Genomic DNA, 25,931 nt, shown 5'->3' on the forward strand with positions numbered 1-25,931 from the left:
ACCTTCAGGGGAGGTGCACGGTGACGACGGTTTCAGAGGGTCGGCAACGCAGCAAGGTTTCCTACGATCGCCCGGTTGACTGCGACAACCACTACTACGAGAAGATCGACGCCTTCACCCGCCATCTCGACCCGAAGTTCAAAAGGCGCGGGGTCGAGATCATCACCAAGGGCACCCACACCGAACTGCTCGCCGGTGGCCAGTTGTTCGAGTTCGTGCCCAACCCCACGTTTGACCCGGTGATCGTTCCGGGCTGCCTCGACGCTCTGTTCCGCGGCGAGATCCCGGAGGGTGTGGACCCTCGGAGTCTGTCGAAGGTCGAGCCGCTCAACCCTGCCTACCAGGATCGCGACCTGCGGCTGGAGATGATCGAGAAGCAGCAGATGTCGGGTGTGATCTTGCTGCCGACGCTGGCTTGCGGTGTCGAAGAAGCCCTCAAACATGACATACCGGCGACGATGGCGAGCATCACCGCCTTCAATCGATGGCTCGACGAAGACTGGGGCTACGCGTATCAGGGCCGGATCTTTGCGACTCCGATGCTGTCGTTCGCCGACCCCGCCCAGGCTCTGGAAGAAATCGATCGTCTGATCGAGCGTGATGTGCGCATCGTCTCGGTGCGTCCGGCGCCGATACCTGCCGGCCACGGAACGTCCAAGGCGTTCGGAGATCCGCGATACGACAAGGTGTGGGCCAAGCTCGCCGAAGCGGACATCCCGGTTGCGTTCCACCTGAGCGACAGCGGCTACACAGAGTTCCTGGGTGCGGCCTGGGGCGGGCCACCGAAGTTCGCACCGTTTCGATACAACGACCCGCTGGCATCGCTGGTCGTATCGGATCGAGCCATCCACGACACGATTGCCAGCCTCGTCATCGGTGGCGTGTTCACGCGCCATCCGAGACTCCGGGTTGCGAGCATCGAAAACGGTTCGGACTGGGTGCATTTGCTGCTCAAGCGGTTACGCAAACTCGCCAACCAGGCACCGTGGTTGTTCGTCGAAGATCCCGGGGACACCTTGCGCAGGCACCTGTGGGTCTCGCCGTACTACGAGGATGACGTCCCGAAACTTGTAGAGGTCATGGGATCTGACCGGGTCATGTTCGGGTCGGATTGGCCGCACGGCGAGGGGTTGGAGACTCCGCTCGATTTCATCCACGAACTCGAGGGCTTCGGAGAGGTCGAAGTCGATCAGATCATGCGGACCAACGTGTTGGACCTGATGGGCATCGACTACTGACGGTTCGGCAGGGCTGAAACATCCTGACGTCATGGCAATTTGGGCCCACTCGACGGGCGAAAGCGCACGTATTGCCGTTGGGCTTACCGTATGGTTGCGCGCATGAGTGGAACGTTTGCAGGCAAAGTCGCGATTGTCACCGGCGGTGGCTCCGGAATCGGTGCGGCACTGACCCGCGCTCTGGTGGCAGCCGGCGCCGACGTCACCTGCACCGACATCGATCCTGATGCGGCCCGCACCGTCGCGGAGGCGGCAGTGGGTGACGGAACGGCGCGCGCCGAGCGACTCGACGTCACGGACGCAGTCGCTGTCCAGGCCGTTGTCGACGGTGTGGTCGAGCGCTGCGGTCGCCTCGATCTGATGTTCAACAATGCCGGGATACTCTTCGGCGGCGACACCGAACTGCTGACTCTGGACCAGTGGAACGCCATCATCGATATCAACATCCGCGGTGTGGTGCACGGTGTTTCGGCGGCATATCCGGTGATGATCCGGCAGGGGGCCGGTCACATCATCAATACGTCGTCGATGGCGGGGCTGGCCGCGACCGGCCAGATCACCAGCTACGTGATGACCAAGCATGCGGTGGTGGGACTGTCGCTCGCCCTGCGTACCGAGGCTGCCGCACACGGCATCGGTGTCCTGGCGATCTGCCCCGGTGCAGTGGAGACACCGATCATCGAGAAGGGCGCTGTCGGCGACTTCGATGGCCGCGATTTCTTCCGGCAAGGCCAGGGAACCAAGCACTTTCACGATCCGGATCGACTCGCCCGGGACACGTTGCGGGCCATCGAACGAAATCGCGCTTTGCTGGTGACACCGGCCCGTTCGCGGATGGCCTGGATATTTGCACGGCTCGCACCGGGCCTGATGCAGAAGATGTCCATTCGTTTTGTGGCGCAGTCCCGCTCCGCACACAGCGGTAACAGCCTGCAGAAGTGACCACCAAAGGAACACGCCCATGAGTGCGACGCTGTCGATCCCGCGGTATCCCTCCGACGTCACCAACACCTGGCTGTCAGGGGTGCTGAGTGTCGGACGCGCACCGGTGACGGTGGCCGAGGTGGCGGTCAGCCCGATCGGCACCGGACAGACCGCCGCGACCTACCGGATCAATGCCACGTACACCGCGGGCCGCGCAGACCTGCCCGACAGTTTTGTGCTGAAACTCCCGGCCCAGGACGACAGCGTGCGCGACGGTCTGGTGTTGGGGTACGTCAGCGAATGTGCGTTCTATGACTCGGTTGCCGACCTGGTGCAGGTTCCGATCCCGCGGTGCTACCACAACGAGATCGCCGATGGCGGAGAGAACTTCGCGCTTTTGCTCGCTGATGAGGTCGGTGCGGTGCAAGGCGATCAGATCCGTGGTTGCGGACAGGAACAGGCCCTGGCGGTGGCGCGGGCGCTGGCCGGACTTCATGGACCGACCTGGTGCGATCCCGCCTGGCACGATTTCTCCGGCCTGGCCTTCGCGACGAAGGATGTTTCCGCCATGTCAGGGTTGAGTGATGTGGCGCAGATGAGCGCAGGCATGACCATCGACAAACTCGGCGACCGATTGTCGGCCGCGGACCGCGTGACCCTGACCGACGCAATGGGCATGGTCAAACCGTGGCTGAGCGATTCTCCGGAACGTTTTGCGCTGTTGCACGGCGACTTCCGGCTGGACAACATGCTGTTCGGCGCCGACGGAAAGCTGACGGTGGTCGACTGGCAGACACTGGGTGTGGGACTACCGGCCCGCGATCTGGCGTACTTCGTCGGAACCAGCGTCGAGTCGGAGTTGCGCGCCGCCATCGAAGAGGGTGTGGTCGACGCCTATCACCAAGCGCTCACCGGCTATGGAATTGCTGACTACTCACTCGAAACATGTTGGCGCGACTACAGGTTCGGCATGCTGCAGACCCTGCTGATCACCTCGCTGGGTTGCGCGTTCGCAACCGGCACAGACCGCGGGGAGCAGCTGTTCGAGGTGATGTTGCAACGCGGGTGTCAGGCGATCCGTGACCTGGGCAGCCTGGAGCTGGTCGCAGCAACTGCCTGAAACGCAGGCGGGGCGATTCACGAGTAGAGCGCGGCCACCTCGTTCACCTGCACCTTCAGTGCTGCATTGCGGGGCAACTCATCGACGATCGTGATCGCCACCGGGACGTGGTGGCTTGGCAGTGACTCACGGACCAGGTCTTTCAGCGTTTGTTCTGTCGGGACCGGAAGTCCGGCGCGGACCTCGACGGCGGCAAAAGGCACGTGACCGAGTAGCTGATCTTCGACACCCACCACCGCCGCGTCCAGCACTGACGGATGTCCGAGAAGCACGCTGCGGACGGTTTCGGGAAGAATCTTGAATCCACCACGGTTGATCGCGCCATCGCCACGTCCGTGAATCGTCACGAATCCGTCGGAGTCGACCGATGCGATGTCGGTGGTTGCCACCCAACCGTTTCCGAGTACTTCTGATCGGGCTTCGAGTCGACCTTGCATTCCGGTCGGTGCCTGCGCCCCGGTGCCGAGGTCGATGATCCGGACCTCGATACCCGGCAACGGCCTGCCGACACTGCCGGGCCTGGACGCGCCGAACTCACGATGTAGGTCCGGTGTCCACGCACAGACCGAACCCGCGAATTCGGTTGCGCCGTAGCCCCACAACAGGGTTACGTCGTACTTCTCCTCGAATCGCTTGCGCAGCTCTGGATCGAGCGGGCCGGATCCGCCCGGCAGGTACTGCAAGGACGCGAGATCTTCTGACGGAACACCGGCCTCGAGCACCATACGCAGGATCGCCGGTTGCACCCCGGTCCGGGCGATGCGATAGGTGCGGATCGCTCGCACCCATTCATCGGCGGTGAACTTTTCGAGCAGCACCATGCGCTTTTGGAGAAACGGAGCGGCCAGCAATTGGCAGATCCCGATGCTCCCGAACGGCCAATACACCAGTTCCGGTGGATCATCGGGTGTCGCGTTCTGGCCGATGGTCATGCTGAGCACGGTGTGCTGGAGTGCCTTGGTCGGCAGCGGGAGACGCTTGGGTGGACCGGTGGTCCCGCTGGTCAGGATGTGGAGTCCGGGCAGGTCGAAGGTTCCGCCGGTGTTTCCGGTCTTGCGGTCGCGCATCGCCGCCAGTTCGACCGTGGGTTCGGTCGGAGACAACACAATTGCGCAGGCCCCGATCGTGCGGCAGGCCGCGGCAACAGGTGCGGTCCAGTCCTGGCGATCGGTGATGACTGCCGCCGGGCGCAGTGCCTCGATGTCCCGGGCGATGGAGCTCTCGGATTGGTAGGAATAGATCATCGCCATCGGACGTCGTGCCACGATGAAATCGAAGAGCGCTGCGGCATGCGGCACCCGGTTGCGGACCACGATGCCGACGGATTCGTGAGCCTGCACTCCCGCTTCGACGAGTGCGTTGTCGATCAACTCGCGATACCGCGCTATGTCGTTGCCGGAGTACCACTGCCGGCCGAACTCGATGAACGGGGCATCGCCGTATCCGGCCAGCCGGTCATCCAGCTCGGCGGCAAATCGGGTACCGGCGTCGATGGTCATCGATTCATCCGAGCTCTGGAGCGGCGTGGTCGACTGTCGAAACCAACGGCGACTGCCCTCGTACCCGCGCGAAGCTGATGGTTGCGATGGCGGCGAGTTCGTCGGAAGGCCTGGAGGTGATCTCGACATCGATGATGACGTTGCGTTTGCCTGCGTGCACAATGCGTGCCGTGGCCTGCGCAACTCCGGCGGTCACCGGCCGTAGATAACGCAGGTGCAGGTCGGAGGTGACCACATTGCCGTCGCAGGCGTCGAGGGCAAGCCGGCCGGCCACGATGTCGACCAGCGTTGCCAACAGTCCGCCCTGGATTCCACCCGAGAGGTTGACGACGTGCGGTGCCACCGGCAGTTCCCACGCCATGGCGGCGCCATCGACGGAGGCCTGCCGAAATCCGATCTCATCGAACAACTCGCCAATGGTGTTGGTATAGCTCATGGAGTTCCTTTCGGTGAGGGCAGGTGGTCACCGACGGCGAGGTCCTCAATTGCCCAGGGCTGGTGGAGATCCCGGAGCGGAGCGCCCTTTGCCAACATGTCAGACCCTTCATTTGTTCGACTGTGGTTTCAGTTACCACCGGCGGTGGTGCACAGCAGTTCACGGAGTTGTGGCGCCGGGACCTTGCCGGTGCCGCCACGCGGGATGTCGTCGTCCGAATCGACAAGGAGCCACACGGTGGGCACCTTGAACGAACTCAGCGCGGCGGCCGCCGCGGCTCGCAATTCTTCGACCGAGGTGGTGGAGGTGTCGCAGACGATCGCTGCGCCGACTTGCTGTGCACCGCCGACCGGCACATCGGTGACATACGCCGCCTGGATGCCGGCGATCCCGCGCAGCACCTTCTCCACCTCGCTCGGGTACACCGAGGCGCCGCTGACCTTGAACATGTCGTCGGATCGGCCGTGGTAGAACAAGAATCCGTTGTCGTCGAGGTGGCCGAGGTCGCCGGTGGGGTAGAAGCCATCGCGCGTGAAGGTGTCGTCGCGTCCTCGCCGGCAGATCCCGCGCAGGATATGCGGGCCGCGGACCTGGATTTCTCCGGGTGATCCGGTTGGTACCGGGCCTTGCTCGGACATGATCCGAACCTCCATGCCTGCGAACGGCTTTCCGCAGCTACCCCAGGCGGACCGGGGCATATCGGTATCCGCCGGATATCCGCAGTAGGGACCGAAGGTCTCTGTCATGCCGAACAGGCGGGCCCGGGCACCCGGTGCGGCTCGTTGGCCGGCGGGCAGCAGGGCATCCAGACTGCCGGCGACGAGCGAGGACAGGTCTGCCCCGACAATCTGCTGGTGCCGGGCGAGTGCCTCGGCCTGATCGGGCCAACCGCGAAACAGGGTGACCCGTTCACGTTCGAGCAGGCGCAGCGTGGTTTCTGGCCGGGGGATCTGCTCGGTCACGAGCGTTGCGCCTGCGAGCAGTGTCGAGAGAACACCGCTCCCGAAACCTCCGACCCAGAAGAACGGCATCGGAACGTAGAGGCGGGTATCGGCGGTGATGCATCGGTCGGCGAGTCCGGACACCACCGCACCGAGCGCGCCTGCGTGCGAGTGGAGAACACCCTTGGGGATGCCGCTGCTGCCGGAGGTGAAGGTGATGACCAGCGGATCGTCGGGATGTACGGTTTCGGCCAGCGCGTCGACGAGTTGGGCCATCGTCGACGGCTCGGCCGCCCGAGGCAGGCCGTCGTCGGTCCAGACCCGCCGCAGCGAGGGCAATGCGGGGTGGTAGAGAATCTGGTCGGTGAAATCGCCGGTATCCAGCGCCGCCTGCAGATCGTCGAGATATCGGTGCCCACGGAACTCGCGAACGCTCACCAGGTACTCGATCGAGGCAACCTCGCACTGTGCCACCAGTTCTCGCGGCGATAGCAGCGTGCTCAGTGGGACCAGCACGGCCCCGATCCGGGTGAGCGAGACAACAATCTGTACCCAGCGGGCACTGTTGGGCATGATCAACCCGACCCGGGAACCCTTCCCGACCCCGGCCTCGATGAAACCTGCTGCCACCTCCCGGGTTGAGGCATCGAGGTCGCCGTAGGTGATCCGGTGGTCGGGATCGATGACGGCCGGTTTGTCCGGGTACTGTGCGGCAACGGATTTCACCACTCGGTCGACGGTGAGTGCTGTGGCCTGGGGATCAGGCATGTGAACCGCCGACGTCGAAGTGGCGGCGGACAGCACCGAGATCGGCTTTGCCGGAAGGGGTCCTGGGTATCTCGTCGACGATGGCGATCTCTGTGGGAATCTCGTAGCGCGCCAGATTTTTCCGCAGGTAGTCACACAATGCGTCGGCATCGACCGATCCGTTCGTACGTAGTTCGACCATGGCCACCGGGGTCTGGCCCAGTCGCGGGTCTTCGCGGCCGACCACGGCGGCCCCGGCGACGGCGGTATGACGTTCGAGTGCCAGCCTCACATCGTCGGGCATCACCTTGAATCCACCGCGGATGATCGCCTGATCGGCTCGCCCGAGGATCCACACGAAACCGTCGGGGTCGATGCGACCGAGGTCAGTGGTCCGAAGCCAGGGTGCCGAGGCGCCCATCTGACCCGGTTTGACCTCGAGCACCCCGGATTCGTCGGGGTCCAGCGGTATGCCGTCAACATCGACCACACGTAACTGTGCGCCGCCGGATGCCCGACCCACACTGCCTCGCTTGCTCTCCCAGTACTGCTGATGGTCAGGCAAGGTCCAGCCGGCCACACCGCCACCGAATTCTGTTGCCGCATACGATGTCAGGACTGGAATCCCGAACTTCTCGGTGAACGCCTCGGCGTCCTCGACCGACAGTGGCGCGGTACCCGAGGTCACCGCCTTGATGCTGCGCAGATCATCGCGGGTCAGGTCCGAGTGCAAGACCATCCGCAACGCGGTGGGGACCAGGGAGACCGCCCGGGGCCGGTGGGCGCGAACGGCATCGGCCCACCGGTCGAGATCAAAGCGCGGCAACAGGACAAAGGATCGGCCCTCACTGACACATTGCAGTACCCGGTAGATCCCGCCGATGTGCACCAGTGGCGCATTGACGATCGCCACTCCGTTGCGCAACTCAGTGGGTGACGTCGGCCAGGTCCGGTCGTGACCCATCACGCTGCGCGCCAACATGTTGTAGGTGATGTCCACCCGCTTCGGTGGACCGGTGGTGCCGCTGGTCAGCATGCGTACGGCAACGTCGGCGTCCACGTGCTCGCGGTCCACGCTCACCCGGCCGGCTTCCTGCAACACCGGCGGGCAAGTCAGGTCGGAGATGGACGCAACGGTCGAATCAGGTGACGTTGCAACCAGTGTGGTGATGTCATCGGCGGTTCCGATGATCAGCGGCAGGTTCAAGGCGGTGATGTCGGCTCGCGTGCGATCGTCTCCGCGTGACGGGTTGATGACCACCACGCTGCCGCCCGCCATCAACACGCCAAGGAGGGTGGCCACGTGTGCCGGTTGATTGCGAAGCAGGATGCCGACGCGTCGGTCGACGCCGGGGCGATGGACCAGGTCGCTGACCCGGTCGGCGAGTCTGGCGAGGTCACCCCATGTGGACCAGGTGCCCTCGTGTTCGATCGCGCGCGTATCCGGTTGCAGGGCCAGGACATCGGCGATGCGCCTGCCCAATGGATGCCGGATGGAGACGTCGGTGGGGTCGGTCATCAGCGGATCCTCGGCGTCTGCTTGACCAGTGGTGCGGCGGCGAGTTCGTCTTTGCCGATCGGATTGCCGAGCCGGGTGTAGATCAGGCCCTGGTCCATGGCAGCCCGATACGGTTTGTCGAGCGATTCCCAGATCGCCTTCACGGTGCCTTGGGTGGCGGTGGGTGGTTTGGCCGCGATGGCTGCGGCGATGGTGTGGGCCCGCGGCCAGAGTTGTTCGGCCGGAACCACTTCGGTGACCAATCGGATGTCAAGGGCGGTCTGCGCGCTGACCCGCTCGTCGTTGCCCATCAGTGCCATCCGCAAGGTGTCGCCCAGGCCGACCCGCCGCATCAACCCGATGGGTTCGAGAGCCGATACCAGACCGGCAGAGACATGTGAGTCGAAGAACGTCGCGTCGGATGAGCAGATGACCACGTCGGCCTCGTTCACGAAGTAGAACGCACCTGCGGTGCACATGCCCTGCACCGCGCAGACCACCGGCTTCCACACCTTTTGCCACTTCGGGCTCAGCAATTCGCCGGGATCCTCGTGGTTCCAGACGATGTTCGGTTGGCCGTAGGCCGATTTCATGTCGAGTCCGGCACTGAACGCGCGGGTTCCGGCTGCCCTCAAGACCACTGCGTTGACCCGGTTGTCATCTTTGACCGTCTGCCAGATCTCGGCCATCTCGTGGCACATCGTCCGATTGAACGTATTGAGCTGGTCGGGCCGGTTCAGGGTGATGGTGGCAACTCGGTCGGTCGGATCGACCTCGAGTAGAAGGGTGTCGAATGACCTGCTCATCGGCACTGCCAATGGGGTGCGCGCTTCTCGGTGAAGGCCAGGGGACCTTCGAGTGCGTCCTCGGTGCGGGTGACACGCTCGCGGAATGATTCGGCCAGCATCTCGGCTTCGTGGAGCGGGAGGTCAAGACCCTTGATGATCGCCAGCCGGGTACCCCGGACCGCCAGGGGCGCATTCGAATTCACCACCGCGGCGATCTCGTGCGCACGTTCGAGGAGCCGGTCGTGTTCGACAACCTCACTGACCATCCCGAGTTCGTAGGCCCGTTGCGCGCTCATCCGTTCGTGTTTGCCCATCAAAGCCATCCGCAGGGCAACCGATCTGGGCAGGACCCGGGCCAGTCGGACCGTCTCACGGCCGGCGACCAGGCCGATGCTGACGTGCGGATCGAAGAAGGTCGCCTTGTCGGAGGCGATCACGATGTCGCCGGTGGTGACCCAGTCGAGTCCGGCGCCGCAGCACAACCCGTTGACCGCGACCACAATCGGTTTGGCCATGGTGCGAAACGGCGGGGTGCCCTCCTGCGGTGCTTCCCACTGATCGTAGGTCGACAGATACGGACGCTCGTTGATGACCTTGCCGTCTCCGGGGATCTCCTTCACGTCGGCCCCGGTGCAGAATGCCCGCCCGGTAGCCGTGACGATGATGAGCCAGACGGCCTCGTCGTTCTCGGCCTCGTCGTAGGCGCTGCGCAACTCGGTGATCATGTGAGGGCTGAGTGCGTTGAGTGCTTCCGGACGGTTCAGGGTGATGGTGGCCGTGTGGCCGTCGACCTCATACTTGATGCAGTCGAACGACATGGGTGCTCCTCGGGGTCGGGAGATGGTCATCGACCATCGAAGTCTGGTGTCCGGCGTTCTTTGAACGCCGACAGCCCTTCTTTGAAATCGCTTGTTCTGCAAGCCAGTTCCAGGGCCGTGAGTTCGTGGTTCATCGTGTCGGTGAGAGATGCGCCCTGACCGAAATTGATCGATGCCTTGGCCAGACCGATCGCGACGGTGGGCCCGCCTGCGAGGCGGTCGACCAGGTCGGTGGAGATCTTGTCGACCTCGGTGGCGGCGACGGCCCGGTGGATCATGCCCCACTCCTGCGCCTGGGCTGCGGTCACCTTTTCGCCGAGCAGGAGCATCTCCTTCGCCCGGGCGATGCCGATGAGTCTCGGCAGCAGCCAGGTGGCACCGGAGTCGGGCGTGAAGCCTCTCGCCATGAACGGTTCCCAGAAGACGGCGCGCTCGTCGGCCACCGTGAAGTCGGCAGCCAGTGCCAGACTGCAGCCCAGTCCGGTCGCCCAACCTCGCACGCTGCAGACCACGGGGAGGTGAATGGTCGTGACCAATTCGATCACCCGGTGCGCGGTATGGGGGATACGGCGGATCAGATTGCCTGCCCGGGGTCGCTGATCGGTCCTGTTCGTTGCCACCCAATCCGAACCGGCACAGAAGTCGTCGCCACTGCCGCGGATATGGACCACCCGCAGGGAGTCATCGGTCGCGGCGTCGGTCAAAGCCTTGACGAAAGCGTCGATCATCGCGTGGGTCATGGCATTTCGCCGGGATGGGCGATCGATCACGATGCGCAGTACTCCGCCGTCGGCAGAGACGGTGAGTTCTCCATCGGCCGGATCCGGCGGGTTCAAGTCGCCCATGATGTAGTCCACACCTCTCTGCTGTGCCGCGGTGAACCGAAGGCGTCGATCAGGTTCCAAATAAGCATACTGTTAGACCTACGGTAGATGCTACGATTTGGATTCGCCGCTTGTGATCATCACGCTGCGCCCGTTCGCGGGGACGCGGCCCGAGAGCCCGAGGTTGGAAAAATGCCCACACCCGTCATCGTTGGTGCAGCACGGACGGCGATAGGCCGATCGTTCAAAGGTGCGCTCGTCAACACACCTGCCGAGACACTCGCGACCGCCGTCCTCCCCGAGGTCGTACGCCGCGCGGGCGTCGATCCCGCAACAGTCGACGACGTGATTCTTGCCGAGTCGCATTACGGCGGTGGTGACCTGGCGCGCTACGCTGCGGTCGCCGCGGGGATGGAAACCGTGCCCGGACAGGCGGTGAACCGCCACTGCGCAGGCAGTCTCACCGCCATCGGCAACGCGGCGGCACAGGTCGGATACGGAATGGAGCGCGTTGTGGTGGCCGGCGGTGTGCAATCACTGTCGACGGGGCCGGCGATGAAGTGGCGGATCCCGGGCCCGGAGCTGGAGTTCAAAGAGGGCTGGATGCCGCCGAGCCATCCGGAGACGCCGGACGCACCGACCCTCGACATGTCGATCACCGTGGGGTGGAACACGGCGAAGGCGGTCGGCATCAGCCGCGCCGAGATGGACGCCTGGGCGCTGCGTTCGCATCAGCGTGCGATCGCCGCGATCGACGCCGGAAAGTTCACCGACGAGATCTTCCCACTGAAGATCGAACTGCCCGATGGCACGGTTGTCGACTTCAGCGTCGACGAACATCCCCGGCGCAACAGCAGTTTGGAACGGTTGGCGGCGCTGCCGGTCCTGCATCCCGAGATCGACGGCTTCTCGATCACCGCGGGTAACAGCAGTGGGATCAATGACGCCGCAGCGGCCGTGGTTGTGGTGGACGAGGATTACGCGCTGGCCGAGCGCCTGGAGGTCCTGGGCACCGTAAAGGCATGGGCTGCTTCGGCGCTCGCGCCACGCGACACCGGGCTCGGTGCGGTCGCGGTGATCGGGAAGGTCCTCGATCGCGCGGGCCTTGCGGCCGGGGACGTCGACCTGTGGGAGATCAACGAGGCGTTCTGCTCGGTGCCGATCGCAGCCGTGCGCGAGTACGGGCTCGACGAAGAGCGGGTCAACTTCTCCGGAAGTGGCGCCAGCCTGGGGCATCCCATCGCCGCGTCCGGCGCGCGGATGGTCACCACGCTTCTGTATGAGCTGAAGCGACGGGGCGGCGGCATCGGAGTCGCGGCCATGTGCGCAGGCGGCGGCCAGGGTGGCGCCGTTGTCGTCGAGGTCTGAGTTTTCTTCGAGGTCCGAAACAACATCATCCAACGAGGGGTAAGGCATGTCAGACGAGGTCATTGTCGAGCGTCGCGGGCGCACATTGGTCATCACCATCAACCGTCCGGAGGCGCGAAACGCGGTGAACCTGGCGGTCAGTCAGGGACTGGCCGATGCGGTCGACGAACTCGACAGCAGTCCGGAGCTGTCGGTTGCGGTGCTGACCGGGGCGGGTGGCAACTTCTGCGCCGGTATGGATTTGAAGGCTTTCGCTGCCGGGGAGATGGTGCACATCAAAGGCAAGGGGATGGGCTTCACCGAGAAGCCGCCGGTCAAGCCGATCATCGCGGCCGTGGAGGGCTACGCACTGGCCGGTGGAACCGAACTCGTGTTGGCCACAGACCTGGTGGTGGCATCGAAGACAGCGAAGTTCGGTATCCCAGAGGTCAAGCGGGGGCTGGTGGCCGCGGGCGGCGGATTGCTGCGGTTGCCTGATCGCATCCCGTATCAGAAGGCCCTGGAACTGGCACTGACCGGCGACAGCTTCACCGCCGAGGAAGCCGCCGGATTCGGATTCGTGAACGTTGTCGCCGAACCCGGTGAGGCACTGGACAAGGCACTGGAACTCGCCGAGAAGATCACCGCGAACGGCCCGCTCGCGGTCGCGACCACCAAAGAGATCATCGTGAAATCTCGTGGTTGGAGCGAACAGGAGATGTGGGAAAAGCAGATGGAGCTGATCATCCCGATCTTCGGTTCCAAGGATGCCCAGGAAGGTGCTGTGGCCTTCGCGGAGAAGCGCAAGCCCAATTGGTCGGGCGAATAGTCCTCACCCGTTCCGCAAACACTTTGTAACACTTCACTTCTAGGAGACTTCCGTGTCATTTGAAGGTCAGTCAGTACTTGTCACCGGAGGCGCGGGAGGCCTCGGCGCGGCAACCGTCCGCAAACTCCACAGCGAGGGTGCCGCCGTTGTCATCGCCGATCTGGCCGATGACAAGGCGCTGGCGTTGGCAGAGGAACTGGGCAACAAGGTCGCCTACGTCCGCACCGATGTGCTCGACGACGACTCGGTGTTCGCCGCCATCGCCAAAGCCGAAGAGCTGGGGGACTTCCGATCCGTGGTGATCGCGCACGGCGGCTTCGGGGTCCTGGAAAAAGTGGTGAACCGCGACGGCACCCCGCACACCAAGAAGGGTTTCACCGATACGATCGCGCTGTATCTGACCGGCACCTACAACGTGCTGCGGCTGGCGGCGGCGAACATCGCCACCCGCGAGCCCAAGGCCGACGGTGCTCGCGGCGCGATCGTGATGACCAGCTCTATCGCGGGATATGAGGGACAGATCGGCCAATCCGCCTATGCCGCAGCAAAAGGTGGAGTGATCTCGCTGACGCTGACTGCCGCCCGTGACCTCAGTGCCGTGGGCATCCGGGTGAACAGCATCGCTCCGGGCACCATGCGGACCCCGCTGATGGAATTGCTCGGCGAAGAAGGACTGGCGAAGTTCGCTGCGTCGGTGCCCTTCCCGAAGCGGCTCGGCCAACCGGACGAGTTCGCGGGACTGGCGCACTACCTCCTGGAGAACACCTACATCAACGGCGAGGTTGTCCGGATCGACGGGGCCCAGCGCTTTCAGCCGAAGTAGACACCCCACAGCGCAGGGATCGAAAATCATGGATCTTGGATTTCGCGGGGCCACTGCAGTGGTGGCGGGCGGTGGCCGGGGCATGGGCCTGGCCACCGCCCGCTGCCTTGCCGAAGAGGGTGCGCGCGTTGCCGTCCTGGCCCGGACACCTTCCGACCTCGAGCGCGCCGTCGCCGAACTCACCACGTCCGGTAGCCCTGATGCGGTCGGCCTGGTCGCGGATATCCGAGATCAGGCGCGCGTGATCGAGGTCTTCGACGAGCTGGGGCAGCGGTGGGATGGCAGCCTTAACGTGCTGATCAACGCTGCAGGCCCGAACGTACAGGGCGACTTCGAGACCCTCACCGATGAGCAGTGGCAAGCCGGATTCGATGACGGTGTGATGGGGATGGTCCACACCGTCCGGGCGGCACTACCGCTTCTGCGGCAGGCCGAATGGGCGCGGGTGGTGAACTTCTCGGCCGGTTCCACACAGCGACAGAGTGTTCGGTTACCGGCCTATACGGCGGCAAAGGCGATGGTCACCAGTATCTCCAAGAATCTGTCGCTGTACCTGGCGCCGGACGAGATCATGGTCAACGTGATCTCGCCGGGCAGCGTGGCGTCGGATTCATTGATCGCATGGGCCACATCGGTTGGCATCGACAGTGACGATCCCTATCAACTGATGGCAGCGATCGACAAACACTTCGGGCATCCCGCGCACCTGCCGCGGGCCGGATTACCCGACGAAATAGCACGCGTGGCGACATTTTTGGCCTCACGTGCCAATTCGTACATGACCGGGGCGAATGTGAACGTCGACGGTGGCACCGACTTCACCTGATCTGCACTCGACCATCAGGCCGGCGGTGATCATTCAGCGATCGTGATGGCCTGACGGGGGCATTGGCGCACCGCTTCTTTGATCAGGTCCAGGTTTTCGGGTGTGACCTCGGGGTCGAGAAGGGTGAGCATGTCGTCGTCGCCGAGCTCGAAGACCTCCGGGATCACTGCCATGCAGAAACCATTGCTTTCGCACAGTCCGAAGTCGACCTGAACTCTCATCGGACCACCCGGACGGGTACGTTGCTCCATCCGGCCACATTCTGCATGGTCACCCGTTTGCAGCGGTCCGCGTCGACGGTGAACTTCGGCATGAAGTCGAGCAACCGATCGATGGCGATGGCGCTCTCCATGCGCGCGAGTGCGGCACCGAGGCAGCTGTGGATCCCGTACCCGAAGGCGAGGTTCTGTGCCTCGCTACGATCGCGGTCGATGTTGAACGTGTCGGGGTCGGTGAAGGCCTCGGGATCGCGGTTGGCCGAGCCACCGAGTAGGAACACCGGCTTGCCCGCCGGAATGGTGACGCCGTGCAGTTCCACCTCTTTGAGTGAATACCGCACGTTGTATTGTGCCGGGGCCTCATAGCGAAGTAGTTCTTCAATCGCCGCCGGGATCTTACTGCGATCTTCTCGCAGCATCTCCCATTGATCGGGGTGCTTGGCGAAGAGTACGCCCACGTTGCCGATGAGCTTGGCGACGGTCTCGGCGCCTGCTCCACCCAATAACGTTGTGAAACTGGCGATTTCGATGTTGTCGAGGCCGGTTGTGCTGCCGTCTTCGCGTTCGATCTCGGCGTTGACCAGCTTGGTGAGCATGTCGTCTTGTGGATCTGCGCGGCGCTCCTGGGCGAGCCCGTAGTAGAGCATAGCCGTGTCGATGGCGCACTGCAGCCCGGCCTCCGACATCTCGACCTGGCCGGGATTGCGATGCAGCATCTCGTCGACCCACAACCGAACCTGTTGCCTGCGATCGGCAGGCACTCCGAGCATCCGCGTGATGACCTCCACGGGGAAATACACCGAGAAGTCTTGGACGAGGTCGAACTCGTCCGGATCGACCTCGCCGAGAAAGCGATCAACCTGTTCGGTGACCATCGGCCGCAGTGCGTTGATGGCCCGCGGAGTGAACACCTTGCTGAGCAGTCCGCGCATATGACGGTGGTCGGGAGGATCCATCACGATGATGGATTTGAACTTCTCGGCGCCGCCGACGCGGACCTGTGCGAGGTCCACACCGCGCGCGGACGAGTAGGTGGCAAAGTCGGTGAGGCCGTGTGCCACATCGGCATGCCTGCTCAGTGCGTAGAAGTCGTATTCTTCGCTGTAGTAGACCGGGGCTTCTTCACGCATTCGCCGGTAGGTGTCGTATGCACCGTCGAAGAACTCTTGCGAGAACGGATCGAATACGAGTTTGGCCTCGAACGTGGTTCGCCCAGATTCGAACTTGGTCATACTTCCTCCACCGCTGTGCCGCACGACTGCCGGGGCAGCGCCCACTGTTGCCTGATACCGTAAGCCATACTATATCTGTTTCGCGTGCAAGCCAAGAAGTCGTGGATTTATTGCCCTGGCGCGACCAAACCGTTTACTGTTGGACTTACAGTCAATCGTACGACGACGGGGTTGTGGCAACATGAGCAGTGCACAGCAGCGCAGAGTGGTGGTTGTGGGAGCCGGGTCGGGGATCGGTGCGGCGACCGCTGCCCACTTCCATTCGCGGGGGGATTACGTTCTCGCAGTTGATGTCAAGCCGAATGCGACACCGGCGTCGGAGCATCGCCAGGTTGATCTGCGTGATCCGGCGGCGATCACGGCGCTCCTCGATGACATCGGCTCCGGCTGGGACCTGCTGGCCCATGTGGCCGGCGTCCCGGGGACGGCGCCTGCCGATGACGTGTTGCTGGTCAACTACCTGGGCATGCGTTTGATGACCGCCGGAATGCTGCCGCTGCTGAACACCGGCGGCGCAGTCGTGGTGGTCGCCTCGGTGGCGGCGCTGGGCTGGGAGCAGCGGGCCGCAGATCTCGCCGGACTGCTCGATGCGACCGAACCGGCTGCGGTGGTGGCATGGCAGGCGACGCAGGATCCGAACTACCCCGTCTACAGCACGTCGAAACAGGCGGCGATCCTGTTCGCGAAACGGATTGCGGGCCCGGCACTGTCGAAATACGGTGTACGGGTCAATATCGTCAGTCCGGGGCCCACCGAGACCCCGATCCTCACCGATTTCGAGGCATCGATGGGCAAGGACGTACTCGATTCGGTGAAGGCCACCGTGGGCAGGCATGCAGGCGTCGAAGACATCGTTCCGGTCATCGACTTTGTCGGTTCACCCGGAGCCGGCTGGATCGTGGGACAAGACATTCACGTCGACGGTGGCTTTGTCTCGTCGATGATGGCCGGGCCACCGATCGCGCTGTAGCGGCGACCGTCGCGAAGTCCTGCGGGGTGACTCTCCAGAGTTTCAGCCAAACAACAAGATCCAGGGGTATCGATGACCATCGACAGTGCGCCGGTTTCACCGCATCCGTATCACCGGCTCGACATTTCGGCCGAGGACTTCTGGAAGGCCGGTGATTTCCGTACGCGTGATGAGACATTCGCCCAGTTGCGCGGTGAGAAGGGTCTGAGCTGGCATGCTCCGGTGTCCGCGGTCTTTCCACACGAGGAGACCGGGTACTGGGCGCTGACCCGGCACGCGGACATCCGTGAGGTCAGCCAGAACAACGCCGTTTTCGGATCCAGTCTGGGGGTGTCGCTCGATCCGATGCCTGCCGAGATCCAGCGTATGACAACCTATTTCCTGGCGATGGATCCGCCAGATCACACCCGGCACCGCAAGCTGATCAGTTCGGCTTTCACGCCGCGGCAGGTCAAGCGGATCGAGGATCAGATCCGGACGAATGCGCGTGTGGTGGTGGACGATTTCCTGACGCGGCTGCGCACCGGTGAAGAGTTCGACCTCGTGTCGTCCCTGTCGACGAAGCTGCCGATGAAGACCATCTCCGACATGATCGGCATCGAGCCGGAGAATCAGGAGGCCGTCGCCTACGCTGCCGAAAGTCTCATGGGCGGAAGCGATGACGAGTACGCGTCCCTGGAGGAGCGGGCGATGCACGTCATGGGTCAGCTCGGGATCCTCCAGAATGCCGGGATCGAACTCGCTGCCCGTCGACGCGAAGACCCGCGCGAGGACCTGATGACCAACATCATCAACGCGGAGGTCGATGGGCACAAGGTGTCCGACACCGATATCGGCTCGTTCATGGTGCTACTCGGTTCGGCAGGCAACGACACCACCAAGCAGACAACGACCCACGTGTTCAAGGCGCTGGTCGAGAATCCCGACCAAAAGGCCTGGCTACTGGAGGATTTCGACGGGAGGATCAACACCGCCGTCGACGAGTTCGTCCGTTGGTCGACGCCGGTGGTCTCGTTTGCACGGCATGCACTGGTCGACACCGAACTCGACGGCACAAAGATCACGGCCGGTGAAAAGCTCGGTCTGTTCTACTGCTCGGGTAACCGCGACGAGGAAGTCTTCGATCGTCCCCACGAGTTCGACATCACGCGCGACCCCAACCCCCACGTCGGTTTCGGCGGCGGGGGAGCGCACTACTGCCTGGGAGCGCAGCTCGCGAAAATGGAACTGCGCCATCTCTTCTACGAACTGCTGACCCGGGTTCCCGACGTCACCCTCGGTGAACCCGAATACCTCCAGAGCACGTTCGTCCATGGGGTCAAACGGATGTCGGTCAGCCTGGCCTGAGCCGCCCCGCGCAAACGCTCCGCCTGTACGAAGACGCTCCGCAAATATGCGGAGCGTCTTCGTACAAGCGGAGCGTTTGGTGGTGCGGGGGTGCGGTCAGGTGGTCAGGACTGTGGCGCCTGCGGTGCCGGGGGCGCCGTAGAGCTGGGCGAACCCGACCTTCGGGTTGCCGCCGACCTGGCGGTCGCCGGCCTCACCGCGGAGTTGGCGCACCAGCTCGTGGATCTGCCGGATGCCGGAGGCCCCGATCGGCTCACCATTGGCGATGAGGCCACCATCGGTGTTGACCGGCATCGGACCGCTGATCTCGGTGAGGCCCTCGGCGAGCAACTTCTCCTGGTCGCCGTGGGCGCAGAAGCCCGCTTCGGCCATGTGGATGACCTCGGCGCCGGCGTCGGTGTCCTGGAGTTGGATCACGTCGACGTCCTCCGGTGATACCCCCGCGGCCTCGAACGCGGCGCGGGACGCGTAGACGGTGGGCGCCACGTCCTCGTCGACGGGGCCGTAGGTGGTGTTGACCTCGTAGGCACCGTAACTGCGCGTCCGCAGCTCAACGGCCTTCACGAAGACCGGCTTGGTCTTGAAGCGGTGGGCGATGTCGGCGTTGCACATGATCACCGCGGCGGCACCTTCGTCGGGTGCGCAGAACATGTAGTGCGTCAACGGATGGTTGAGCATCGGCGAGGCCAGGATGTCTTCTTCGGAGATCGGCTTGCGGCGGAACGCATTCGGGTTGAGGGCGCCGTTCCGGTAGTTCTTGGCGGCCACCTTCGCCAGGGTCTGCGGTGAGATGTTGTGGTCGTGGAGGTAGCGATTGGCCTTCATGCCGAAGAACTGCGTGGTCAGGTATTGACCGTTCTCGGCATACCACTTCGGCATCCCCACCAGGGTCGGGTCTTCGGTGAACGCACCGCGCGGATGCTTGTCCAGGCCGATCGCGATCCCGATGTCATAGCGGCCGACGCGGATCGTGTCGGCGCACACCTGAGTTGCGCTGGCGCCGGTGGCGCAGGCATTGAACACATTGGTGAACGGAATCCCGGTGAGCCCCAACATTCCGACGATGTTGTCCGGATTGGCGACCGTCCAGCTGCCGCCGACACCGAACTGGATGTCTTTCCATTCCAGGCCGGCGTCTTTGAGTGCATAGCGGACGGCGTCGACGCCCATCTCCATGGCGGACTTGCCTTCGAACCGGCCGAACGGGTGCAGTCCGACTCCGATGATCGCGACCTCTGTCATCTTCAAACCTTTCTGGTGGTCGGTGAGCGCGGTGTCAGATGGACTGGAAGGCGAACGTCACGATCTCGTTGCCGTCGTCGTCGGCCGTGAACGGGATCATCGTCAGCTCGACGTCCATCCCGAATTGCAGTTTGGCGGTGTCACTTTCGGTCAATCGACCCTCCACCCGGACCACATCGCCGAGCTGGACCAGACCGACCGCAAACGGCGTGAAGGTCTTCATGGTCTCGCGCCCGGCGTACGGAGCTCCCGGGAGAAACCCCTGGGTGGTCCACGCGACCAGGGTTCCGCGGCGCGGCAGCAGCGCCGCCGACACCTGATCGCTGCTGCATCGCGGGCAGAGTTTGTGTTCGGGAAACACCGTGGCCTCACAGTCGCCACAACGACTTCCGATCAGCTGGGGATCCTCGTTCGGCCAGGTCGAGATCTCCGGCGCCAAGGCTTTTTGCATCAAGCACTCCATTCGTGGTTCTGCAGATGGGGTGGAACGCCGATCAGTGGCCGGTGGCCGCTTCCTTTCGCGCCCAGCGATAGTCGGCTTTGCCCACGGGACTTCTCTGGATCGCAGTCCGGAACAGAACGGCCTTGGGCAGTTTGTATCGGGCGAGTGATTTGGCCGCGTGATCCACGAGGTCTTCGGAACTTGCTGTTGCGCCATCGATCAGCGACACCACCGCAACGACTTCCTCACCCCAGCGATCACTGGGACGTCCGGCCACCACGACATCGCTCACCGCCGGGTGCGAGGCGATGGCCATCTCGACCTCCTCGACGAAGACTTTCTCACCGCCGGAGTTGATGGTCACCGAATCCCGGCCGAGCAGTGCAACGGTGCCGTTCTCGAGCAGTCGTGCGCGGTCACCGGGTAATGAGTAGCGGATGCCTGCAACGGTGGGAAACGATTTCGCGGACTTCGCTTCGTCACCCTTGTAGCCCAGCGGTACGTGTCCGCGCTGTGCCAGCCATCCGATGCCGTCGTGTCCGGGTTCGAGGACCGCCTGGAGGTCCTCCGAAAGGACGAAGGTGTCCGGTCCGGGATTGAACGTACCGGTGGAAACCGCGTCCGCAGTGGACAAGTGGGTCATCTGCGCGCCGGTCTCGGACGACCCGACACCGTCGATCACGATGGCATTGGGGAGTGCGTCGATCAGTCGTGCCTTGATGGTCGGCGTCAGGATCGCCCCACCGTTGGCCACGGCGAACAGGGACGTCAGGTCGGCCGAGGTGTCTTCCAGCGCGGTGAGCAGCGGCCGTGCAACGGCGTCACCGACGAGCATCACCACCCCGGCCTTTTCTCGTTCGATCGCGGCGACGATGTCCTGGGGATCGAGATGGTCGACGACGGTGGGGAACACCAGGGATTGGCCTGTGCTCAGCGCTTGCATGGCGGCCCACTGGGCGGCTCCGTGCATCAGCGGCGGCAACACCACGATCTTGATGCCGGGGTTGTCGACCACGCGGATGGCGATGTCCTCGTACGACCGTGCGAGCTCACCGGTGGCGAGATTCCGGCCACCGAAGGCGGCGACGAAAATGTCGTGCTGACGCCACAGCACACCCTTGGGCATACCCGTGGTTCCGCCGGTGTAGAGGACGTACAGGTCGTCCGGCGAAGGTTCGACGGGCGGTGATTCCGGGGAGCTCTCGGCGATGACGGTTTCGTAGTCCACGGCGCCGGGCAACAAATCGTTTCCCGAGTTGTCGGCGATCTGGATGAGCACTCGCAGGTGTGGGAGGTCGGGCAGCACCGCGGCGAGCTGTGGGGCAAACACGGAGTGATAGACCAGCGCACTGGCGCCTGCGTCCGCGAGCAAGTACCGAAGCTCGTCGCTGACGTACCGGTAGTTCACATTGAACGGGGCGACGCGGGCCCGGAAGGCACCGAGCAGCGCCTCGATGTATTCGTTGCCGTTGTAGGCGTAGATGCCGAGCAGATCCTGACCGGTTTCGTGGCCGGCGAGTCCATCGCGTTCGCTGTGCACACCCAGTCCACACGAATGGAGGTAGGAGGCAAGGCGTTTGGAGCGGTCCGCGACCTGGGCGTGGGTGTAGTGAGCGTCGCCCTGGGAGATGAAAACGCGGTCGCCGATCGCGGCGGCGACGACGTCGGCAGCCGCTCCAACGGTGAACTCGGTAGTTGTCGGTTCGGCCCCGGTCTCCGTGTTGGACACAATTCCTCCTCGATGGCGGCTTCGCGGCCACAGGTGGCCCGATGCCCACTACTGTAAGGTATACGGGAATGCCTGCGACAGTCTTTTGCGACAAGCTTTTGAAGGAGTGGGACCATGGCGCCGGATGAACGGGTGACCTCGGCCGAGAGCGTCAGACCGAGCTATGGTGAAGCGCCGCTGGGCCAGACGGTCGCCGCCGCAGCGGCCATCCGCCGGCTGATAGACGTGGCACTCTCACTCGAACATGAGCACCCGACGATGAATGCCATTGCCGCCCAGTGTGAGCAGTGGGAGCGCGAACTCGCCGTGGCAGCGCCACCGAATCCGGCGCCGCGATTCGGAGATGAGCAAGGTGCGGATCGGCGGATCTACCTCGACCACGCCTTTGACGTCGGTGCATTCAATCCGTGTTTCCCCGAGTACGAATTCGACCACCTCGACCCCCGTAGCGCATCGGGACGGGTGGAGTTCGGGTTGTCCTACGAAGGTCCACCGGGATTGGTCCACGGCGGGTTCTTGGGTGTGTTCTTCGATTGTGTTGTACAGCACCAGAATTGTGCGGTACGACTATCGGGCAAAACCCGTTCACTCAACATCACCTACCGACGGCCGACGCCGGTGCTCACCCCGTTGCGGTTCGAGATCGACCGGTCGCCGCAGGGCCGCGAGCTCATCTCGACGGCGCGCCTGCTGCTCGGCGACGAGGTGTTGTGCGGCGCGCAGGTCACCGCGGTGGCCTTACCTCCCGATCAACTGGCGGGCTCGCGCCACGGCAAACGCAGGATTTCGAACTGATGCGTACCACCGCACATCCCCGTGCGAATCGATAAGGAGTGTGGCAGATGACATCGTCGACTGTTGGAAGTGACCGGGTCCTGTTCGAGGTGGACCGCGACAACCGGATCGCCACGATCACGCTGAACAATCCGCAACGCCGCAACTCCTACGACGCGGTCATGCGCGATGATCTGGCCCGGTGCCTCGATGTGGTCGCCGATGACGACGACGTGACGGTCGCGCTGTTGCGCGGCGCGGAGGGTGTGTTCAGCACGGGTGCCGACATGAACAACGCATACGGCTGGTACGGCGAGGAGAACGGCGCCGACGGGAACGCTGCGGGCACCGCGAAGAATCGCAGGCCCAGTCAGCGTCGACGACTCAATGTGGACCGCAAGTCATTTGGCTTCTACCACGAGTTCCTGGGGTTCCCGAAGGTCACCGTCGGCGAGATCGGCGGGTATGCGCTGGGCGGCGGATTCGAGATGGCGCTCATGTGCGATATCTCGGTCATCGCCAGGGACACCAAGATCGGGATGCCCGCGACCCGGTTCCTGGGCCCGGCTCTGGGCAGCCTGCACATGTTCTTCCATCGCCTCGGACCGGTGCTGGCCAGACGAATGTTGTTGACGGGCGACATCATCGGTGCCGGAGAGGTGGAGCATCTGGGCGTCTTCACTGAGACCTGTGACCCGCAATCCCTGACCGCTTCTGCGCGCTACTGGGCGCGCAAGGCGGCAAAGATGCCAGCCGATGGCGTGGTGATCGCCAAAGAGGCGTTTCGGATGGTGGAGCAGAATCAGGCGTATCAGGGAGAGGAAGTGGCGAGCTACCTCTTCCACGCCTTCGGGACGAACCTGCAGTTCGCGCCGGGGGAGTTCAACTTTGTCAAGACGCGAGCCGAGCACGGGACCAGGGAAGCATTTCGATTGCGCGACGAGCACTTTCACGTCGAACGTGAGGACATCAAGAACCTCTGAGACCTGCACCGGTGGTCAACGCGCGGGTCAGGAACTTCACCTGATGGGCGACAACCGTTTCGTGCCAAGGTTTACCCGGATACACGTCGAAGTGATCGCAGGGATAGTGCCGGATCTGCGCGCGGGCCCGCACCGCGGTCTTGATCGCGGCATCAACGGCGACGCAGCGGTCGAAATCCGCGATCTGGAACAGGGCGTGGCAACGCACCTGCGCGGCGAAGCGGTCGGGCCGGTGCTGAATGGCCTCGACTGCTATCGAGGCGTTCACCTCGTTGCGCCAGGTGGGTCCGGCAATGGACGTATAGGCGTCGAACGTGCCGGACACATCCAGCAGTGCGCGCGAACCCGGCCGTCCGACCGCGGGCACCATGATCCGAGGTCGGCCCAGTGCTGCTGCGGCCTTGTCTCGAAGTCCTTGAGCAAGAAGCTTTGCCACCCGAGGCGCCCGATGATCCGGGCGGCTGGTCACCAATGGGGTGAGCGAGATCAGCGCGACGATGTCGCTGCGACCGGCCGCAACCTGAAGGATCGTGCCGCCTGCCATCGAGACACCCCAGAGCACCATCCGCTGCGGATCGACTTCGGGGAGTAGCGCGGCCTGCCGGAGCGCGGCGCGGTAGTCCTGCACCTGCCCTGGTAGTGAGATGACCTGGCGTGGCTGCCCCGCACTGGCACCGAAACCCCGGTAATCGAACGCGATGACGTCCAGCCCGGCGGCGGCCAGGCTCCGGCCGAAGGGTTCGAGTCCGCAGTCCTTGGTACCGGCGAAACCGTGCGCCATGACCACCACGGGTCTGCCGGTGCCACCGGCAAGTCGGTTGTCGGTGGCGGGAAAGTGCCAGGCATCGATGTCGACACCGCCGGAGGAGAACACGAGTCGACTCCTCACCGCTGTGCTCCTGCTCGGCGCCGCCCCTGCGGGAGTTCCTGCAGCCTCATCTGACGTTCGTAGTCGAAGAAGTTGACCTGCTGCGTATGTCGGGGACGGTCGAGCACATTGTGCAGATACATGTCTTCGTCGGCCTTGATGATCCGCTGCATCTCGTCGACGTCCGGTGGCCGGTACGCCCCCGCGGCGTAGGCGGCGATCAATCGGGACTGGCATTCGACGAACGGAAAAAGAGTTGGAACCGACTGTGCGAAGCCGGCAAAGGCCAGATCGTCGAAACCCGGTTTGAGGATGCGCTTGTAGAGCGCGATGCGATTGTCCGGAGCGCTGATGAAATCAGGATCGAAGAACGGAAAGGTGATGTTGTAGCCGGTGGCATAGATGATGACGTCGACCTTGGCGCTGGTGCCGTCGTCGAAGTGCACGGTCCGGTCGTCGAGTTGCCGGACATTGGGTTTGGGGGTCACGTCACCGGAGCCGAGCCGCAGGGGCAGTTCGATCGACTGTGTGCCGTGTGCATCGAGGAAGCGGTGCGTCGGCCTCGGTAGACCCCACTGCGCCGGATCGCCCGAGATGAACTCGGCGAAGCCATTGATCATCCTGCGCTGCAATCGTTTCGGGATGTACGGCAGTGCACGTCCGTACTTGTCCACCGGTCGCCCGGCGACGTACTTGGGGACGATCCAGGACCCCGAGCGGGTGGACAGGTAAACGGTGTTGTTCAGCGTTCGCGAGGAGACCTCGACGGTGATGTCCGCGGCGCTGTTGCCGATGCCGACCACGAGGATGCTCTTGTCGCGCAGATCGAGGGGTTCGGATGGATCGATGTACTGGTGGGAGTGGATCGTCTCGCCGCTGAACTCGCCGGGGAATTCGGGGTGGCGGGGATCCCAATGGTGGCCGTTGGCAACAACGAGGAACTCGAAGTCATGGCTCTCGCCGTCGCGGGTGTGCAAGGTCCAGCCGCCACCGCTGTGGTGCTCGGCTCGCAGGACCGCCCGGTTGAACTCGATGCGCTCGAAGAGATCGAAGGCTTCGGCATAGTCGTCGAGATAGGACTTGATCTGCGAATGGTGCGGAAAGTCGGGGAACTCGTCGGGCATCGGGAAGTCCCGGAACGACAACTGATGCTTCGAGGTGTCGATGTGCAGCGAACGATAGGCGCTGGAGACACCGTTCGGATTCTGGAAGGCCCAATTGCCGCCGATCCGGTCCGAGGACTCGAAGCAGGTGTACGGCACCCCGTAGTCGCCGAGCATCTTGCCGGTTGTCAGGCCGGCGATACCGGCACCGATGATGCCGGTGGAGCGTGAACCAGCGGATCCGGACCCCGTAGCGATGCCCATTCGATCTCATCTCAGCCGAAATGTTGTCGTATGCCTTGTCCATGAGGCCACTTCGATGAGTCTGGTTTGTATTCGCCGTGTTCGCAGGCGGTTTGGCTAAC

At 63.7% G+C, this 25,931-nt stretch carries 25 protein-coding genes; 11 read left to right on the top strand and 14 right to left on the bottom strand.

Translation table 11 applies throughout. The features are described from left to right. Positions 1–20 precede the first annotated feature (20 nt). The 3 genes from AC1D75_RS12175 to AC1D75_RS12185 all read left to right on the top strand — a co-directional run bounded on the left by AC1D75_RS12175 (position 21) and on the right by AC1D75_RS12185 (position 3,282). Positions 21–1,238, top strand: coding sequence for an amidohydrolase family protein (locus AC1D75_RS12175; protein ID WP_495515454.1), 1,218 nt, complete (start codon positions 21–23; stop codon positions 1,236–1,238). A gap of 102 nt (positions 1,239–1,340) precedes the next feature. After that, complete coding sequence (locus AC1D75_RS12180; protein ID WP_495515455.1) at positions 1,341–2,180, top strand: SDR family NAD(P)-dependent oxidoreductase; 840 nt, start codon at positions 1,341–1,343, stop codon at positions 2,178–2,180. 19 nt (positions 2,181–2,199) lie between these two features. Further along, positions 2,200–3,282 carry a phosphotransferase family protein gene (locus AC1D75_RS12185; protein WP_495515456.1) on the top strand — a complete coding sequence of 361 codons (1,083 nt, stop codon included), beginning with the start codon at positions 2,200–2,202 and terminating at the stop codon, positions 3,280–3,282. Positions 3,283–3,299: 17 nt separating this feature from the next. Here AC1D75_RS12185 and AC1D75_RS12190 read toward each other — a convergent pair whose 3' ends face one another. From AC1D75_RS12190 to AC1D75_RS12220, 7 genes are all read right to left on the bottom strand, one after another. Further along, complete coding sequence (locus AC1D75_RS12190; RefSeq protein ID WP_495515457.1) at positions 3,300–4,781, bottom strand: class I adenylate-forming enzyme family protein; 1,482 nt, start codon at positions 4,779–4,781, stop codon at positions 3,300–3,302. A gap of 4 nt (positions 4,782–4,785) precedes the next feature. Beyond that, positions 4,786–5,217 (bottom strand): PaaI family thioesterase, encoded by a 432-nt coding sequence (locus tag AC1D75_RS12195; protein ID WP_495515458.1) that lies wholly within the window; start codon positions 5,215–5,217, stop codon positions 4,786–4,788. Positions 5,218–5,345: 128 nt separating this feature from the next. Continuing rightward, positions 5,346–6,926, bottom strand: a complete 1,581-nt coding sequence (locus AC1D75_RS12200) for a class I adenylate-forming enzyme family protein (protein WP_495515459.1) — start codon at positions 6,924–6,926, stop codon at positions 5,346–5,348. Next, positions 6,919–8,424 carry a class I adenylate-forming enzyme family protein gene (locus tag AC1D75_RS12205; RefSeq protein ID WP_495515460.1) on the bottom strand — a complete coding sequence of 502 codons (1,506 nt, stop codon included), beginning with the start codon at positions 8,422–8,424 and terminating at the stop codon, positions 6,919–6,921. The genes AC1D75_RS12200 and AC1D75_RS12205 overlap by 8 nt, the downstream gene beginning before the upstream one ends. After that, the gene (locus AC1D75_RS12210) at positions 8,424–9,215 is read right to left on the bottom strand and encodes an enoyl-CoA hydratase/isomerase family protein (RefSeq protein ID WP_495515461.1); all 792 of its coding nucleotides are present in this window, start codon (positions 9,213–9,215) and stop codon (positions 8,424–8,426) included. The genes AC1D75_RS12205 and AC1D75_RS12210 overlap by 1 nt, the downstream gene beginning before the upstream one ends. Beyond that, positions 9,206–10,009 carry an enoyl-CoA hydratase/isomerase family protein gene (locus AC1D75_RS12215; RefSeq protein WP_495515462.1) on the bottom strand — a complete coding sequence of 268 codons (804 nt, stop codon included), beginning with the start codon at positions 10,007–10,009 and terminating at the stop codon, positions 9,206–9,208. Before AC1D75_RS12215 ends, AC1D75_RS12210 begins: the two co-directional genes overlap by 10 nt. A gap of 26 nt (positions 10,010–10,035) precedes the next feature. Then, positions 10,036–10,854 carry an enoyl-CoA hydratase/isomerase family protein gene (locus tag AC1D75_RS12220; RefSeq protein ID WP_495515463.1) on the bottom strand — a complete coding sequence of 273 codons (819 nt, stop codon included), beginning with the start codon at positions 10,852–10,854 and terminating at the stop codon, positions 10,036–10,038. Positions 10,855–11,025: 171 nt separating this feature from the next. On the opposite strand from AC1D75_RS12220, the gene AC1D75_RS12225 reads away from it, so the two are divergent. From AC1D75_RS12225 to AC1D75_RS12240, 4 genes are read left to right on the top strand one after another with little or no spacing between them, the layout of a single operon-like run. Beyond that, the gene (locus tag AC1D75_RS12225) at positions 11,026–12,201 is read left to right on the top strand and encodes a thiolase family protein (protein WP_495515464.1); all 1,176 of its coding nucleotides are present in this window, start codon (positions 11,026–11,028) and stop codon (positions 12,199–12,201) included. A 46-nt stretch (positions 12,202–12,247) separates the two neighbouring features. Continuing rightward, a complete protein-coding gene (locus AC1D75_RS12230) occupies positions 12,248–13,009 on the top strand; it encodes a crotonase/enoyl-CoA hydratase family protein (RefSeq protein ID WP_495515465.1) in 762 nt (253 codons plus the stop codon). 52 nt (positions 13,010–13,061) lie between these two features. Further along, the gene (locus AC1D75_RS12235; protein WP_495515466.1) at positions 13,062–13,832 is read left to right on the top strand and encodes an SDR family oxidoreductase; all 771 of its coding nucleotides are present in this window, start codon (positions 13,062–13,064) and stop codon (positions 13,830–13,832) included. 28 nt (positions 13,833–13,860) lie between these two features. Further along, positions 13,861–14,658: an SDR family NAD(P)-dependent oxidoreductase gene (locus AC1D75_RS12240; RefSeq protein WP_495515467.1), complete on the top strand. Its 798-nt coding sequence runs from the start codon at positions 13,861–13,863 to the stop codon at positions 14,656–14,658. Positions 14,659–14,687: 29 nt separating this feature from the next. Here the strand turns inward: AC1D75_RS12240 and AC1D75_RS12245 are convergent, their stop codons facing one another. Both AC1D75_RS12245 and AC1D75_RS12250 read right to left on the bottom strand, forming a co-directional pair. Next, positions 14,688–14,879 carry a ferredoxin gene (locus AC1D75_RS12245; protein WP_495515468.1) on the bottom strand — a complete coding sequence of 64 codons (192 nt, stop codon included), beginning with the start codon at positions 14,877–14,879 and terminating at the stop codon, positions 14,688–14,690. Continuing rightward, positions 14,876–16,108, bottom strand: a complete 1,233-nt coding sequence (locus AC1D75_RS12250) for a cytochrome P450 (RefSeq protein ID WP_495515469.1) — start codon at positions 16,106–16,108, stop codon at positions 14,876–14,878. Before AC1D75_RS12250 ends, AC1D75_RS12245 begins: the two co-directional genes overlap by 4 nt. A gap of 181 nt (positions 16,109–16,289) precedes the next feature. Between AC1D75_RS12250 and AC1D75_RS12255 the strand changes: the two genes are divergently transcribed. After that, the gene (locus AC1D75_RS12255; RefSeq protein ID WP_495515470.1) at positions 16,290–17,078 is read left to right on the top strand and encodes an SDR family oxidoreductase; all 789 of its coding nucleotides are present in this window, start codon (positions 16,290–16,292) and stop codon (positions 17,076–17,078) included. 72 nt (positions 17,079–17,150) lie between these two features. Next, complete coding sequence (locus tag AC1D75_RS12260; RefSeq protein ID WP_495515471.1) at positions 17,151–18,425, top strand: cytochrome P450; 1,275 nt, start codon at positions 17,151–17,153, stop codon at positions 18,423–18,425. Between the two features lie 96 nt (positions 18,426–18,521). On the opposite strand, the gene AC1D75_RS12265 is transcribed toward AC1D75_RS12260, so the two are convergent. The 3 genes from AC1D75_RS12265 to AC1D75_RS12275 are packed head-to-tail and all read right to left on the bottom strand — an operon-like array spanning position 18,522 to position 21,838. Further along, complete coding sequence (locus AC1D75_RS12265) at positions 18,522–19,667, bottom strand: thiolase family protein (protein WP_495515472.1); 1,146 nt, start codon at positions 19,665–19,667, stop codon at positions 18,522–18,524. 34 nt (positions 19,668–19,701) lie between these two features. After that, positions 19,702–20,118, bottom strand: coding sequence for a Zn-ribbon domain-containing OB-fold protein (locus tag AC1D75_RS12270; protein WP_495515473.1), 417 nt, complete (start codon positions 20,116–20,118; stop codon positions 19,702–19,704). Between the two features lie 43 nt (positions 20,119–20,161). Continuing rightward, the gene (locus tag AC1D75_RS12275; protein ID WP_495515474.1) at positions 20,162–21,838 is read right to left on the bottom strand and encodes an acyl-CoA synthetase; all 1,677 of its coding nucleotides are present in this window, start codon (positions 21,836–21,838) and stop codon (positions 20,162–20,164) included. A 114-nt stretch (positions 21,839–21,952) separates the two neighbouring features. Here AC1D75_RS12275 and AC1D75_RS12280 point away from each other — a divergent pair, with 114 nt between their 5' ends. Together AC1D75_RS12280 and AC1D75_RS12285 are read left to right on the top strand one after the other, a co-directional pair. After that, a complete protein-coding gene (locus AC1D75_RS12280) occupies positions 21,953–22,633 on the top strand; it encodes a hotdog family protein (protein WP_495515475.1) in 681 nt (226 codons plus the stop codon). Positions 22,634–22,680: 47 nt separating this feature from the next. After that, positions 22,681–23,595 carry an enoyl-CoA hydratase/isomerase family protein gene (locus AC1D75_RS12285; protein WP_495515476.1) on the top strand — a complete coding sequence of 305 codons (915 nt, stop codon included), beginning with the start codon at positions 22,681–22,683 and terminating at the stop codon, positions 23,593–23,595. Here the strand turns inward: AC1D75_RS12285 and AC1D75_RS12290 are convergent. Continuing rightward, positions 23,582–24,484, bottom strand: coding sequence for an alpha/beta hydrolase (locus AC1D75_RS12290; protein WP_495515477.1), 903 nt, complete (start codon positions 24,482–24,484; stop codon positions 23,582–23,584). The two genes, AC1D75_RS12285 and AC1D75_RS12290, sit on opposite strands and share 14 nt — an antisense overlap. After that, a complete protein-coding gene (locus tag AC1D75_RS12295) occupies positions 24,481–25,830 on the bottom strand; it encodes a flavin-containing monooxygenase (RefSeq protein WP_495515478.1) in 1,350 nt (449 codons plus the stop codon). The genes AC1D75_RS12290 and AC1D75_RS12295 overlap by 4 nt, the downstream gene beginning before the upstream one ends. Positions 25,831–25,931: the final 101 nt, after the last annotated feature.

It is taken from the genome of Williamsia sp. Y712, assembly GCF_059445525.1.